This is a genomic window from Bradyrhizobium sp. USDA 4451, from assembly GCF_054822585.1.
Window position 1 is genome coordinate 4,016,249 of record NZ_JBTRCH010000001.1, and the last position, 14,277, is coordinate 4,030,525.

Here is a 14,277-nt window from a genome sequence, read left to right on the forward strand (position 1 = left end):
AGCCATTTTCCGTTGTGTCGGTCTCTTGGATGTGTCGGTGATTAGTAGCGATCGCGCCGGATCACGACCGTGCGGTCATGATCGTGATGCCAGCCGCGATGCCAACCGCGGTCATGCCAACCACGGCGCATCTCGGCGCGCGCGCCCCAGCCGCGATCCCAATGATGGTGATGGCCGCGCTTGATCACGACGGTCTCGGCGCTCGCAATCGACGGAACGGCCACTGCGAGCGTGCCGATCGCCGCAAGAACAAAACCAATCTTTTTCATGTCATCCTCCTCAAATGATGCGACGAGAAAACCGTGCAGGCATCGAAACGTTCCTGAGGAACAAGCAGAGTTTTCTGAACGGTTGTTCATGTGGGCTTGCCTAACCCCGGAGTCCGACGCATCATCGCGCCACAAAAATCAATGTTCGGGGGGACGTTGCCGTGAGTGGATCTTCACGCCGGGATTTCTTGAAAGGTGCGGGATCGGCTGCCGCCGCTGCCATCGCAGGGCCGGCCGCAGCCGCGATGGGGCCGGATGACAAGTTCGACCTCGTGATCAAGAGCGGCGACGTGATCGATCCCAGCCAGTCGTTGCGCGGCAAGCGCGACATCGGCATCCGCTGGGGCCTGATCGAGGCGATCGAGGACGAGATCCCGGCCGCGCGCGCCAGCAAGATCATCGATGCGTCGGGCAAGCTCGTGATGCCGGGCCTCGTCGATCTGCATTGCCACGTCTACCCTTATGGATCCGCGATCGGCATTCCCGCCGACGAGCTGGTGCAATTCCAGGGCACCACGACAGTGGTCTCGGCCGGCGATGCCGGCGTCAACAACCTCGCGGCGCTGCGACGCTTCATCGTGGCGCAGTCGCGGACGCGGATTTATGCTTTCGTCCACATCGCCAATAACGGCCTGTCGGCCTTCCCGGTGGCCGAGCTCTACAACATCGACAACGCCCAGGTCGAAGCCTGCGCGATGGCGCTGGCCGAGAACCCGGACTTCCTGATCGGGGTCAAGGTGCGGATGTCGGAGAACGTCATCTTCAAGCACGGCATCGAGCCGCTGAAGCGCGGTATCCAGGCCTGCGAGATGTGCGGCTGGCCGGCGCGGATGATGGTGCATATCGGCGGCGTCGAGACCAAGGAGCTGATGTCCGACATTCTCGACCTGCTGCGGCCGGGCGATATCCTCACCCACGCCTATTCCGGCGCGCCGAACATGTCCGGCGCCTTCACCAACATCGTGCAGGACGGCAAGCTGTTGCCCGCAGCGCTCGCGGCCAAGCAGCGCGGCGTGCTGTTCGACGTCGGCCATGGCGGCGGCAGCTTTGACTTCACGGTGGCCGAGATCGCAATTCCGGCGGGCTGCACACCCGATACGATCTCTTCCGACATCCACGTCTTCTCCGGCAATTCGCCCGGCATCCCGTTCCTGCCGAACGTGATGAGCAAGTTTTTGGCGATGGGGTCCTCGCTGGATCAGGTCGTGGCAATGGCGACCTCGGCGCCGGCGCGGATCATCAATCGGACGCCCAAGATCGGCACGCTGCAGCGCGGCGCGCCCGGCGACCTCGCGATCATGGACCTCGTCGAAGGTCCGGTCACCTTCGTCGACACCCGCAACAACAAGCGCGATGGCAATCAGCAGTTGAAGCCGGTGCAGACAGTCATCAACGGCGTGCCGTTCGGCCGGCCCTATCAGGCGCCGTTTTCGGTGCGTTGAGCGCGGAACATCAGCCGCGCTTCTCCACATTGCTGCTGCGCGCGGGCACGCCGAATTCCTTGCGGCACACCTCGGCCAGCACCGCGATGCCTTCGCGGATCTGCGCGTGCGAGGGGTTCGCGAAGCAGAGCCGCAGCCGGCTGCCGGAATGCGCCTTGCTGGTCGACCATTCCGGTCCCGGATTGATCGAGACCCCGGCGGCGAGCGCGGCCTGATAGAGCTTCAACGTGTCGACATTGTCGGGCAGCTTGACCCACAGGAAGATGCCGCCCTTCGGCGCCTCGAATTCCGCCGCGGTGCCGAATTGCTCGTTCAGCGCCTCCATCAGCGTGTCGAGTTTTGCGCGCAGCCCTCGCGTCAGTTTGGGCACGTGGGTCGCGAAATGCGGCGCACAATATTCCGCGAGCACCATCTGCTCCAGCGCGCCGGAGCCGGCATCGGTCTTCAGCGGCAGCATCCGCGACATGATTGCCCATGGCGCGACGATGAAGCCGACCCGCAGCGCCGGCGCAATCGACTTCGAGAACGAGCCGATATGGATCACGCCGCCATGCGTGCTCATGGCGTAGATCGCGGGGGGCCGCTCGCCGTTCCAGATCAGATCGGCATAGCAATCGTCCTCGAAGATCGGCACGCCGTATTCTTTCGACAGCTTCAGCATCTCGGCGCGGCGGCTTTCGGGCAGGATCGAGCCGGTCGGGTTCTGCACGGTCGGGATGGTGTAGATGTATTTCGGCGTGATGCCGCGCCGCTTGTGATCGGCGAGCGCGGCGGCCAGCGCATCGATCCGGATGCCGTCGCCGTCGAGGGGAATGCCGACCGCGTTGACGCCGAGCCGCGTCAGCCGGTTCAGCGAGCCCTGATAGGTCTCCTGCTCGATCAGCACGGTGTCGCCCTTGGCGAGCAGGGTTTGATTGACCAGATCGAGCGCTTGCAGCGAACCGGAGACGATCATGATCTCATCCGGCGTGCAGCCAATTCCGGCATCGCGCTTCAGCTTCTCGGTCAGGAACTGGCGCAGCGGCAGATAGCCCTGTGGCCCGTGCGCGAGGTTGTAGGTCGCAAGATTCCGGCCCTCGCGCTTCAGCACGGCGTTGACCGCCTCCAATAGTCCGTCGACCGGGACCTGGTCGGGATCGTTGTTGCCGCCGACGAAGCTGTATTTGGCGAGCCCGGTCCAGCGCGCAGCCGGTGCAGGCAGGCCGGCCGGGAGCAGTGGTGCAAAATCGAACTGGGCTGAGGTGGACATGGGACGTTTCGCTCCGTGTTGTTATCGTTGAGGCGGCCGCACGTCAGCGGACGTCCGTGAAGTCAGTTCTTGCCGGTCAGCCGGATCGGGCGGCCCTGGCTGACGAAGGCATAGTGCCCGGCGCCGACGCTGCCGATCATCAGGGCCTCGACTGCCGGTTCCGCGATCTCGCCGGCGGCGGCCCAATCGACCACGAAATTCGCGCCGGTGCCGCCGCGTGTATCGGTGGTCGCGATCGCGACCTCGACGGTCGCAAACGGTTTTAGCGCGATCGGCGATTTGAGGTAGTTCTCCACCATCTTGCCTGATGTGTCGAAATAGGCGATCCGCTTCAGCACCAGCGGCTTGGTCTCGGAGGCGTTGTGCACGCTGAGCGTCACCGAGAAATCCGCCCTGAGCTTGCCCTGGCTCATCGACACGCTGGAATACACCGGCACGTAGAACGCACCGGTGGCGGTGAGGCCTTCCGACGGCACCGCGGTCAGCGAGTTCGCAAAATTTTGTTCAATACTCGCCGGAGATTGTGCTAGCGCCTCCGTCGCCCGCACGGTGGGCAGGCAGAGCAGAACTGCCAGAAAAATGCCGCCTGCGCGGATGTGACACATTGCTAGGTTGATCCTCACGCCCGGCCCTCTAGGTTGCGGCAAAGGAAGTCTTTGACGCATGCATGAACTGATTCCCGATATCACGCTCTGTATCCTGTTTGCCTGGGGGATTGGGCTATTGGCCCATTTCTCCCGGCAACCGCTGATCCTTGCGTACCTTATCGCCGGCTTTTTCATTGGTCCATTCGGCATGGGCTGGGTCAAGTCCCAGGAATCGATCAGCGTCATCTCCGAGCTCGGCCTGATCTTCATGCTGTTCATGATCGGGCTCGAAATCGACCTCAAGAAGATCATCCGCGCCGGCAAGGTCATCCTGTTCGCCGGCGCCGGCGAGCTGATCGGCGGCTGCCTGATCGGCGTGGCGTTCTTTGCGGGAATAGGCCTTGCGGTCGGCGGCGGCAAGTTCGATGCGGTCTATCTCTGCGTCGCCTGCGCGCTGTCCTCGACCGTCATCATCGTCAAGGTGCTCTACGAGAAGCGCGAGCTCGATACGCTGCCGGGCCGCATCACGCTCGGCGTGCTGGTGCTGCAGGACATCTTCGCGATCCTGTTCCTGGCGGTTCAACCGAGCCTCGATAACCTGCAGATCAGCGTCGTGCTGCTGTCGATCGCCCGCGTTGCGGTTCTGGTCGCGACCGCGCTGGTGCTGAGCCGCTACGTGCTGCCGCGGCTGTTCCACCAGATCGCGCGGCGGCCCGAGCTGGTGCTGCTCGGCGCGCTCGCCTGGTGCTTCCTGATCGGCGAGATCGCCGAGCGGCTGCATCTGTCGCGCGAGATGGGCTCGCTGGTCGCGGGCGTCTCGATCTCGACCTTTCCCTACGCGCTCGACGTCACCGCCAAGGTCACGACGCTCAGGGATTTCTTTATCACGCTGTTCTTCGTCGCGCTCGGCATGACGATCCCGATCCCGGGCTTGCAGGTGATCGGACTGGCGCTGGTCATCGCAGCCTTCACGGTGGCGAGCCGCCTGGTCACGACGTTTACGCCGCTCTACCTGATGAAGCAGGGCCTGCGCGCCAGCCTGCTACCGGCGATCAATCTGGCGCAGATCTCCGAATTCTCGCTGGTGGTGATCCAGACCGGCATCGCCGCCAACCATATCGGGACCGAAACTGCGAACGCGGCCTCGTTCGCCTTCGTGGTGCTGGCGGTGCTTTCGACCTTCGCGATGGGGCGCAGTGACCAGATCGTGCGCGGCCTGATCGGCCCCTTGAAGCGCATCGGGCTGCGCGATCTCGACCATGTGGGCGAAGCCCGCGGTGAGGGCGGCCAGGAGGGCGGACATGGCGAGATCCGGCGCATCGTGATCCTCGGCTTTTTCCGCGCCGCGAGCGCGCTGATCAGCCAGATCGAGCGGCAGAACCAGTCGCTGCTTGAGCAGATCAGCGTCATCGACTTCAATCCGCTGGTGTTCCGGACGCTGTCCGACCGCGGCATGCACGTGATCTATGGCGACATCAGCAACGTCGACACGCTGGTCCATGCCGGCATCGGCAAGGCCGAGATCATCATCCTGAGCGTGCCGGATTTCCTCCTGGTCGGCGCCGACAATGAGAAGCTGGTGCGCCACGTCCGCGCGCTCAATCCCACCGCGCGGATCGTCGCCACCGCCGATCTCCTGACCGGCGTCGACGATCTCTACGCCGCCGGCGCCGATTACGTGACGGTGACCCGGCTCAGCGACGCCGCCGAGCTTTACTCGGTGATCGAGGCCGCCGACGCCGGCCTGCTCGACGACAAGCGCGCCGAGCTGGATGCCCAGCTCGCCGATCGCCGCGAAGTGCTGCCGTAGAAGCCGGCTGTGTAGCCAGGATGCAGCGAAGCGAAATCCGGGGATGTTTCCGTGTGCATGGTCCCGGATTTCGCTTCGCTCCATCCGGGCTACGAGCTCCTGGTATGCCTGCCAAACGCATGGCGGGTTGCATAATGATACTGGCGCTGCCATCGGAACCCGGCTAATCCACTGCCTGCATAAAGCGAGATGTCAGGACAATGGCCGATACGATCCAGGAAGTGCTGCAAGCCTTTGCGAAGGGTGAACTCGTCGTCGTCACCGACGATGACGATCGGGAAGGCGAGGGCGATCTGATCGTCGCGGCGTCGTTCTGCACGGCGGAAAAGATGGCCTTCATCATCCGCCACACCTCCGGCATCGTCTGCGCGCCGATCACCACCGAGGATGCCCGCCGGCTGCGGCTCGACCCGATGGTGGCGCACAACGAGTCCAACCACACCACGGCCTTCACCGTCTCGATCGACTACAAGCCCGATGGCGGCACCGGCATCTCGGCCGAGGAACGTGCCTCCTGCTGCCGCGCGCTGGCCAATCCCAATGCCGGCGCCAACGACTTCGCGCGCCCCGGCCACATCTTCCCGCTGATCGCGCGCGATGGCGGCGTGCTGCTGCGCTCCGGCCATACCGAAGCCGCGGTCGATCTGTGCCGGCTCTCGGGCCTGCCGCCGGTCGGTGTCATCAGCGAGCTGATGAACGACGATGGAACCGTGATGAAAGGCGAGCAGGTTGCGAAATTCGCCGCCGCCCACAAGCTCAAGCACGTCACGATCGCCGACATGATCGCCTACCGCCAGGCGCGCGAGAAGCTGATCGAGCGGGTCGCGACCTTCACCACCGAGAGCCCGATCGGTCCGCTGCAGGGCTACGCCTATCGTTCGCCGTTCGACGAGATCATGCATGCCGCTTTCGTCTATAACGGCATCGGCGACGGCCGGGACGTGCTGACACGGCTGCACAAGCCCAACATCGTCAAAGACCTCTTCACCGGGTCGGCGCGGATGGAAGCCGTGTTGCGGCACTTCGAGGCTGCCGGCCGCGGCGTGCTGGTCTATTTGCGCGACGGTGCCGCCGGTGTTCCGGTCCAGCCGGTCGGTGAGCAGAAGTCGGCGGAAGCCGATCGCAACAAGCAATGGCGCGAGGTCGGCGTCGGCGCCCAGATCCTGCGCGATCTCGGCATCACCTCGATCCGGCACCTGACCTCGTCGGTGCACGACTACAAGGGATTGTCCGGTTTCGGCATCGAGATCGTGTCGAATGAGAAGTTCGACGGTTAGCACCCGTCATTCCGGGGCGCGCGATAGCGCGAACCCTCAGGGGCGCAATTGCGCCCCGAGAATCTCGAGATTCCGGGTCTGGTGCTCGCGCACCATCCCGGAATGACGGTGAGAGGATCACCAATTGCGCTTCGCGGCTGAGCGCTTTAATTTATCCGCCAATTTCCGAGTGATGATGCGAAAGGATGTTTCATGAGCGTGCGCCCCCAGTCCAAGGACAAGCCGGCTGCCGCCAGCTTCCAGTGGGATGATCCCTTCCTGCTTGACGACCAGCTCACCGAAGACGAGCGCCTGATCCGCGACACCGCGCGGGCCTATGCGCAGGACAAGCTGCTGCCGCGGGTCACCAAGGCCTATCTGGAAGAGAAGACCGACCGCGAGATCTTCAACGAGATGGGCGAGCTCGGCCTGATCGGCGTGACGCTGCCCGAGGAATATGGCTGCGCCAATGCGAGCTACGTGGCCTACGGCCTCGTCGCACGCGAGATCGAGCGCGTCGACTCTGGCTATCGCTCGATGAACTCGGTGCAGACCTCGCTGGTGATGTATCCGATCTACGCCTATGGCGACGAGAGCCAGCGCAAGAAATATCTCCCCAAGCTTGCGACCGGAGAATGGGTCGGCTGTTTCGGCCTGACCGAGCCCGATGCCGGTTCCGATCCCGGCGGCATGAAGACCCGCGCCGAGAAAGTCGCCGACGGCTACAAGCTGAACGGCGCCAAGATGTGGATCTCGAATGCGCCGATCGCCGACGTGTTCGTGGTGTGGGCCAAGTCGGCAGCGCATGACAACCAGATCCGCGGATTCATCCTCGAGAAGGGCATGAAGGGCCTGTCGGCGCCGAAGGTCGGCGGCAAGCTCTCATTGCGCGCCTCGATCACCGGCGAGATCGTGCTCGACAATGTCGTGGTGCCGGAAAGCGCGCTGCTGCCCAACGTCTCCGGCCTCAAGGGCCCGTTCGGCTGCCTCAACCGCGCCCGCTACGGCATTTCCTGGGGGGCGCTCGGCGCCGCCGAGGACTGCATGCACCGCGCGCGCCAGTACACGCTCGACCGCAAGCAGTTCAACCGGCCGCTGGCCGCCACCCAGCTGGTGCAGAAGAAGCTCGCCGACATGGAGACCGAGATCGCGCTCGGCCTGCAGGCCTCATTGCGCGTCGGCCGCCTGATGGACGAAGGCAAGATGGCGCCCGAGATGATCTCGATCGTCAAGCGCAACAATTGCGGCAAGTCGCTCGACATCGCCCGCATGGCGCGCGACATGCACGGCGGCAACGGCATCCAGATCGAGTATCACGTGATGCGGCACGCCGCGAACCTCGAGACGGTGAACACCTATGAGGGCACGCACGACGTCCACGCGCTGATCCTCGGCCGCGCCATCACCGGCATCCAGGCGTTTTCGTAAGGGACACTGCTCCGACAGCGTAGGATGGGTAGAGCGAAGCGAAACCCATCTTACTGCCCGCCATGCGGCTCGCATGATGGGTTTCGCTGCGCTCTACCCATCCTACAAGATCGCACTCCGGGCACTCACCATGGCCGACAATGACGACATCCCATTCAACCGCGATTTTCCGCTCAGGCCCGGCGTGGTCGAACAGGTCCGCCCCGGCGTCCGCCGCGTCCTCTGCAACAATCCGAGCCCGTTCACCTTCACCGGCACGGTCAGCTACATCGTGGGCGAGGGCAAGGTCGCGATCATCGACCCCGGTCCTGACGACGAGGCGCATGCGAAAGCGCTGCTCGATGCGGTCAAGGGCGAGACCGTGACCCATATCCTGGTCACCCATACCCATCGCGACCATTCGCCGAACACGCCGCGGATCAAGGCCGCGACCGGCGCGCCTGTTTATGCCGAGGGGCCGCATCGTGCCTCGCGGCCGCGCTTCGAGAGCGAGAAGCACAATCCGGAATCCGGCGCCGACCGCGATTTCCGGCTGGACATCGCCGTCAAGCACGGCGACGTCATCGAGGGGGCAGGCTTCGCGCTGGAGGCTGTCGCGACCCCCGGTCACACCGCCAATCATCTGGCCTTCGCGTGGACCGAGCGCAGCATCAATTTCGTCGGCGACCATGTGATGGGCTGGTCGACTTCGATCGTGGCGCCGCCGGACGGCTCGATGATCGACTACATGGCCTCGCTGGAGCGGCTGGAGCAGCGCCCCGAACAGCTCTATTTCTCGGGCCACGGTCCGGAGATTCCGGAAGGACCGCGCTATGTCCGTTTCCTGGCGCGGCATCGCCGCGCGCGCGAGGCGTCGATCCTGCATCGGCTCGGCAAGGGCGAGGCCGACATTCCGACCATGGTGCGGGCGATCTATATCGGGCTCGACCCGCGCCTCGCCAACGCCGCCGGCTATTCGGTGCTGGCGCATCTGGAGGACCTGGTCGGGCGCGGCGTCGTGGCGACCGACGGCGATCCGGTGATCGGCGGCACGTATCGGTTGGCGTAGGGACGCTGTCCATTCGTCATTCCGGGGCTCGCGAGGCGAGAGCCCGGAATCCATTTCACCACATCACTTGCGGCCCGATGGATTCCGGGCTCATCGCTGCGCGATGCCCCGGAATGACGGAGAGAGATTTATTTCTTCACCGTCTTCGCCGGCGGCGCCTTGGGTGCGACCGGAGCTGCCTTCTTCGCCGGCTTGTCCTTGTCGTTTTCCGCCGCGGTGTTGAGGTCCTCGATCAGCTTCTTGACCCGCGCGGCGTTGCTGCCGAGATCGGTGTCGAAATAGCGCGAGGCCGAGCGGATATCGACGCGGGAATCCTCGTCGTCGGGCGTAACGCGGATCGCGACGTCCTCGCGAAAGCCCATGATCGGCGTGCGCGCCACCGCCTCGATGCGGCCGATATTGCGCGGCGGCTGCGGGGCGCGGGCGTCGATGACGAGCCATTTGCGGCGGTTGACCAGCCGCAGCGCCAGCTCGTAGGCGCGGTCGGCCGGGACCTCAAGCTCGACCGTCTCAATATCCGGATAGGCGGCGCGCTGCCGCTCGGCCGAAGCGAGGCCCGCGTAGGCGGCGGGATTGGTGCCTTCCCCGGTGCGCAGCCGCGCCAGCGCCTCGAATCTCGGCGGGTCGATCGCGTCGGTGGTGACGTCGTAGAGCCGCGGCAGCTTGCGGTACTGATAGGTCAGGTAGGCCGGGTAGGCGAGGATCGCGGCGTCGATCAGGAACGCGAGCAGGATCCGGCCCATGCCGCGGGTGCCGTTCTGCCAGATCGCGGCGAAGGCGGCCAGCCCAAGCAGGACCGATAGGCCGGCCAGGCCCAGCGCGCCGAAGAAGGTCGCCAGCGCCGGCTTGACCTCCAGGAACCCGAAACGGACGATCAGGATCGAGACCACCACCGCGACGACGGAGAAGATCGCGAGGTTGCGCGACCAGGTGGCAAGACCGGACACGGGCTCCTGCTGGTAGGGAGCGGAAAACCTGCGCGCCATCGTCGAAAAATCTGCCGGTTGAGATGTCCCCGGCGACCTCGGCCGCCGCCAATGACCGTGTGAGACCACGGACCTGCGGCGAATTCAAGGGATTTGGGCGGGTGTCTTATGCTCCGTTGGAGGGCAGGGCGATCGCACATCGCCGGCCTCCGCAGCGGCGCACGGCCAAAACATCGAAAACAACCCCATGCAAAGGAGCCGGCGGCGTATGCCGGCCCCACCTCGGTCCGCATTTCGCTGCGCGTCATGCGAACCCATCCCGGAGCGAGCTGCGCTCGTCTCGACCCCCTCCGGGGAGATAAGGGAGCCTACGCCGCAGCGGTCGGGAAGGTGTAGTCCTTGAACTGGTCGCGCAGCGCCGTCTTCAGGATCTTGCCGGTCGCGGTGTGGGGAATGCCGTCGACGAAGGCGACGTCGTCGGGCATCCACCATTTGGCGATCTTGCCATCCATGAACTTCAGGATGTCCTCCCGGGTGGCGCTCTGGCCCTGCTTGAGTTGCACGATCAGCAGCGGCCGCTCGTCCCATTTCGGGTGATGGACGCCGATCACGGCGGCTTCCGCGACCGCCGGATGGCCGACTGCGAGGTTCTCCAGATCGATCGAGGAGATCCACTCGCCGCCGGACTTGATCACGTCCTTGGAGCGGTCGGTGATCCGCATGTAGCCGTGCTCGTCCATCGTCGACACGTCGCCGGTGTCGAAGAAGCCGGCATCGTCGAGGATGTTGGCATCGACCCGGAAGTAGGCCTTGGCGATCGCGGGACCGGAGACCTTGAGGCGGCCGAAGGTCTTGCCGTCCCACGGCAACTCCTTGCCGGCATCGTCGGTGATCTTCATCTCGACGCCGAACGGCGGATAGCCCTGGGTTTGCAGGATGTCGAGCCGCTCCTCGCCGCTGCGATCGGTGAACGGCGGCTTCAGCGTCGCCAGCGTGCCGAGCGGACTCATCTCGGTCATGCCCCAGGCGTGGCGCACCTGGCTGCCCATGTCGAGGAACGCCTTGATCATCGAGCGCGGCATCGCCGAGCCGCCGCAGATCACCATCTGGAGGTCGGGCAGCTTGAGATTGTTGGCGGCCATGTATTGCAGCAGCATCAGCCACACCGTCGGAACGCCGGCGGTATGGGTGACCTTCTCGGTCGACAGCAGCTCATACACCGAGGCGCCGTCGAGCTTCGGGCCGGGCATCACCAGCTTGGTGCCCATCGACGGGGCCGAGAAGGCGATGCCCCAGCTGTTGGCATGGAACAAGGGCACCACCGGAAGCATTGTGTCCGATGCGGAGGTGCCGAGCGCGTCCTTCGAGTTGGCCATCAGCGCGTGCAATACGTTGGAGCGGTGCGAATACAGCACACCCTTGGGATCGCCCGTCGTGCCGGAGGTGTAGCACATCGCCGCCGCGGTGTTCTCGTCGAAGCTCTTCCACTCGAACTTGCCGTCGGATGCCGCGATCCAGTCCTCATAGGCGACCGCGTTCTTCAGCGTGGTCTGCGGCATGTGCGCCTTGTCGGTCAGCACCACGTAGCGGTCGACGCTCGGCAGCTGGCTTGCGATCTTCTCCAGCACCGGAACGAAGGTGAGGTCGGTGATGACGATGCGGTCCTGGGCGTGGTTGACGATCCAGGCGATCTGTTCCGGAAACAGCCGCGGATTGATCGTATGGCAGATCGCGCCGATCCCCATGATGCCGTACCAGACCTCGAGGTGGCGCCAGGTGTTCCAGGCGATGGTGGCAATGCGGTCGCCGAGCTTGATGCCGTCGCGCTCCAGGCTCTGCGACACCTTCAGCGCGCGGGCATGGATCTGGGCATAGGTGGTGCGATGGATCGGGCCTTCGACCGACCGCGTCACGACTTCCTGCGTGCCGTGATATTTCGCGGCGTGCTCAATAATCTTGTGGCACAGCAAGGGCCAATCTTGCATCAAGCCAAGCATACGCAACTCCCTCCTCGATCCTCACGCATGATCTGCCGGCATCTTGGACGGCCGGCAGTAAAATCATGGAACTGACATGAACTGTAGCGCGGAGAAAGCAAGCCGGAAATGGCCTGATGGCGCGTTTCGTCGCGCCTGCGCGGCAATGGTTACCGCTGCCGCCGCGCTGCTTTGCCTTGGCATGCAAGCGGGCCCCGCTGCGGCCGCCCGCGGCGCACCGAGCTTCCCGTGGGACGATCTGTTCGGCACAAGGCCGCAGCGGGCGCACAAGGCCGTGCGCCGCTCCGCGGTGCCGCTGCCGAAGCCGCGCCCCGCCGAGGCGCCGGCGGCATCCGAGGCACCGGCGACCGCTGAGCCTGAGCGTGAGCCGCCTGCGGCCGCGACGCAGCGGGCTGCCGCGCCTGCCGAAGCCGCCAAGCCGGCCGAAGCGGCCAGACCGGCCGAGCCGCCCAGGCCGCAGCTCTCGGCCTGCCGGCAGGCGCTCACCGAGGAGATCGCGATCGCGCCGAGCATTCCGGATATCCACGGCGCCGGCGGTTGCGGGGGCGAGGACCTCGTGCGGCTCGAGGCCATCGTGCTGGCGGACAAGCGCAAGATCGCGGTCAAGCCCGCGGCGATCCTCCGCTGCAAGATGGCCGCCGCAGTCGCGGACTGGGTCCGCACCGATATCGCGCCGCTGGCGCAGAGCTTCGGCGGCGAGATCAGCAATCTCGACAATTTCGACTCGTTCGAATGCCGCGGCCGCAATCGCGTCGCCGGCGCACAACTTTCCGAACATGCCCGCGCCAATGCGCTCGACGTGCGCGCGTTCGGTCTTGCCAACGGCAAGTCGATCTCGCTGACCGATCGCAGTGTGCCGCGGACCCTGCGCGAGACCGTGCTGCATTCGGTCTGCTCCCGCTTCTCCACCGTGCTCGGCCCGGGCTCGGACTGGTACCACGAGGACCACATCCATCTCGACCTGATCGAGCGCCGCAACAATTACCGGATCTGTCAGTGGAACGTGTACGACCCGCTGCCGCAGGTCGCGCCGGTATTGCCGGCCGAGCGGCCCGAGGAGGCGCCGCCGCGCGAGGTCGCTGCAAAATCGGACGTGTCCAAGCCGGACGCATCGAAAGCCGACCGCAGCAAGGCCGATGAGCCGGATGCGGCGAAATCAGACGATGCGGCCCCGTCCGAGGGTGCAGCCGAGACCAAGCCGCAACCGCAGCCAACAAAAAAGCGCCGGCACAGCCGGCGCTTTTGATCTCGTCCGCGTATCTGGTGCGGTTCAGTAGGTGACGTTGCCGCCACCCTGCAGCGCCATCTGCGGCTTGTAGGGCGAGTCGCCGTGCTTCGGCTCCAGCACCACCACGATGGTGCCGAGCTTGACGCGGTTGTAGAGGTCGATGACGTCCTCGTTGGTCATGCGGATGCAGCCTGAGGAGATCGACGAACCGATGTATTCCGGCTGGTTGGTGCCGTGGATGCGGAACAGCGTGTCCTTGCCGCCCGAGTAGAGATACATCGCGCGCGAGCCCATCGGATTGTCCGGGCCCGGGGCCACGAAGGTCGGCACGCCGAGGCGCGAGATCTCGCCGGGAGTGGGGTGCCAGGCCGGCCATTCGGTCATGCTGCCGACCTTGGCGATGCCGGACCAGGCCATGGCTTCTTCACCGACGGTGATGCCGTAGCGGATCGCCTTGCCGTCGTTCAGCACGTAATAGAGGTAGTGGTTGTCGGAATCGACCACGATGGAGCCGGGGGCTTCCTTGCGGTGATACTCGACGATGGCGCGGCGGAACGGCTCGGCGACCGGGGTCTTGACGTAGGTGGTCTTGGCCAGCAGTTCCTTGTCACGCGGCTTGAACGCAGCGGTATTGGTTGCCTCGTAGGTCGTGGCCTGCATGCAGCCCGACAACATCAGGCCCGCAGCGAGGATCCCGAGGGTAACTTTGAGCGACGACATGATTACATTCCAATCGAAAATCCGCGCCCGAAAGCGCCAACATTACGCCCCAAACGCCACGATTCCATGAGGGGCATTATCGCTGAAACCTGTGGTTCTTCCCAGACTTTAGATGGCTTTCCCGCATCGCGGGACGTGATCTGTGGCTTTTTTGCCGCAACTGTTCTGGCGTGGGTCGATTTTTTGTGCAAACAGGCAACGGTCGTCGAGTCGAAGCTCCCTCACTGCCAACTGGCCGCCACAAATATGGACGCTCGGTTAATGCCGCGGTCATGAAGCGCCCGCCAGAATCGGGCTAAGTCGGCGGTCCTGCCAGC

General features: G+C 64.8%; 12 protein-coding genes. 6 read left to right on the forward strand and 6 right to left on the reverse strand.

From position 1 onward, the window contains the following. Positions 1-41: 41 nt before the first annotated feature. Positions 42-269, reverse strand: a complete 228-nt coding sequence (locus ACVMB0_RS18580; RefSeq protein ID WP_456756216.1) for a hypothetical protein — start codon at positions 267-269, stop codon at positions 42-44. A 161-nt stretch (positions 270-430) separates the two neighbouring features. Here ACVMB0_RS18580 and ACVMB0_RS18585 point away from each other — a divergent pair, with 161 nt between their 5' ends. Then, positions 431-1,711, forward strand: a complete 1,281-nt coding sequence (locus ACVMB0_RS18585) for an amidohydrolase family protein (protein WP_456798649.1) — start codon at positions 431-433, stop codon at positions 1,709-1,711. A gap of 10 nt (positions 1,712-1,721) precedes the next feature. On the opposite strand, the gene ACVMB0_RS18590 is transcribed toward ACVMB0_RS18585, so the two are convergent. Together ACVMB0_RS18590 and ACVMB0_RS18595 are read right to left on the reverse strand one after the other, a co-directional pair. After that, positions 1,722-2,960, reverse strand: a complete 1,239-nt coding sequence (locus ACVMB0_RS18590) for an aminotransferase-like domain-containing protein (protein ID WP_456798648.1) — start codon at positions 2,958-2,960, stop codon at positions 1,722-1,724. A gap of 62 nt (positions 2,961-3,022) precedes the next feature. After that, entirely contained in the window at positions 3,023-3,565 is a 543-nt protein-coding gene (locus ACVMB0_RS18595; RefSeq protein ID WP_461347228.1) for a DUF3124 domain-containing protein, read from the reverse strand. A 58-nt stretch (positions 3,566-3,623) separates the two neighbouring features. Here ACVMB0_RS18595 and ACVMB0_RS18600 point away from each other — a divergent pair, with 58 nt between their 5' ends. The 4 genes from ACVMB0_RS18600 to ACVMB0_RS18615 all read left to right on the forward strand — a co-directional run bounded on the left by ACVMB0_RS18600 (position 3,624) and on the right by ACVMB0_RS18615 (position 9,089). After that, on the forward strand, positions 3,624-5,357 hold the full coding sequence (locus tag ACVMB0_RS18600; RefSeq protein ID WP_461347229.1) for a cation:proton antiporter domain-containing protein: 1,734 nt from the start codon (positions 3,624-3,626) through the stop codon (positions 5,355-5,357). A gap of 200 nt (positions 5,358-5,557) precedes the next feature. Beyond that, positions 5,558-6,634: a 3,4-dihydroxy-2-butanone-4-phosphate synthase gene (ribB, locus tag ACVMB0_RS18605; protein WP_461347230.1), complete on the forward strand. Its 1,077-nt coding sequence runs from the start codon at positions 5,558-5,560 to the stop codon at positions 6,632-6,634. A 192-nt stretch (positions 6,635-6,826) separates the two neighbouring features. Next, positions 6,827-8,041, forward strand: coding sequence for an acyl-CoA dehydrogenase (locus ACVMB0_RS18610; protein ID WP_456756210.1), 1,215 nt, complete (start codon positions 6,827-6,829; stop codon positions 8,039-8,041). A gap of 130 nt (positions 8,042-8,171) precedes the next feature. Beyond that, complete coding sequence (locus ACVMB0_RS18615) at positions 8,172-9,089, forward strand: MBL fold metallo-hydrolase (RefSeq protein WP_461349681.1); 918 nt, start codon at positions 8,172-8,174, stop codon at positions 9,087-9,089. Positions 9,090-9,217: 128 nt separating this feature from the next. Here the strand turns inward: ACVMB0_RS18615 and ACVMB0_RS18620 are convergent, their stop codons facing one another. After that, positions 9,218-10,075: a DUF1499 domain-containing protein gene (locus tag ACVMB0_RS18620; protein WP_456756209.1), complete on the reverse strand. Its 858-nt coding sequence runs from the start codon at positions 10,073-10,075 to the stop codon at positions 9,218-9,220. A 308-nt stretch (positions 10,076-10,383) separates the two neighbouring features. Next, on the reverse strand, positions 10,384-12,012 hold the full coding sequence (locus ACVMB0_RS18625; RefSeq protein ID WP_461347231.1) for a fatty-acid--CoA ligase: 1,629 nt from the start codon (positions 12,010-12,012) through the stop codon (positions 10,384-10,386). A 76-nt stretch (positions 12,013-12,088) separates the two neighbouring features. On the opposite strand from ACVMB0_RS18625, the gene ACVMB0_RS18630 reads away from it, so the two are divergent. Continuing rightward, positions 12,089-13,258: an extensin family protein gene (locus ACVMB0_RS18630; protein ID WP_461347232.1), complete on the forward strand. Its 1,170-nt coding sequence runs from the start codon at positions 12,089-12,091 to the stop codon at positions 13,256-13,258. A gap of 24 nt (positions 13,259-13,282) precedes the next feature. Here the strand turns inward: ACVMB0_RS18630 and ACVMB0_RS18635 are convergent, their stop codons facing one another. Next, positions 13,283-13,960 carry a L,D-transpeptidase gene (locus tag ACVMB0_RS18635; RefSeq protein ID WP_456756206.1) on the reverse strand — a complete coding sequence of 226 codons (678 nt, stop codon included), beginning with the start codon at positions 13,958-13,960 and terminating at the stop codon, positions 13,283-13,285. Between the last annotated feature and the right edge of the window lie 317 nt (positions 13,961-14,277).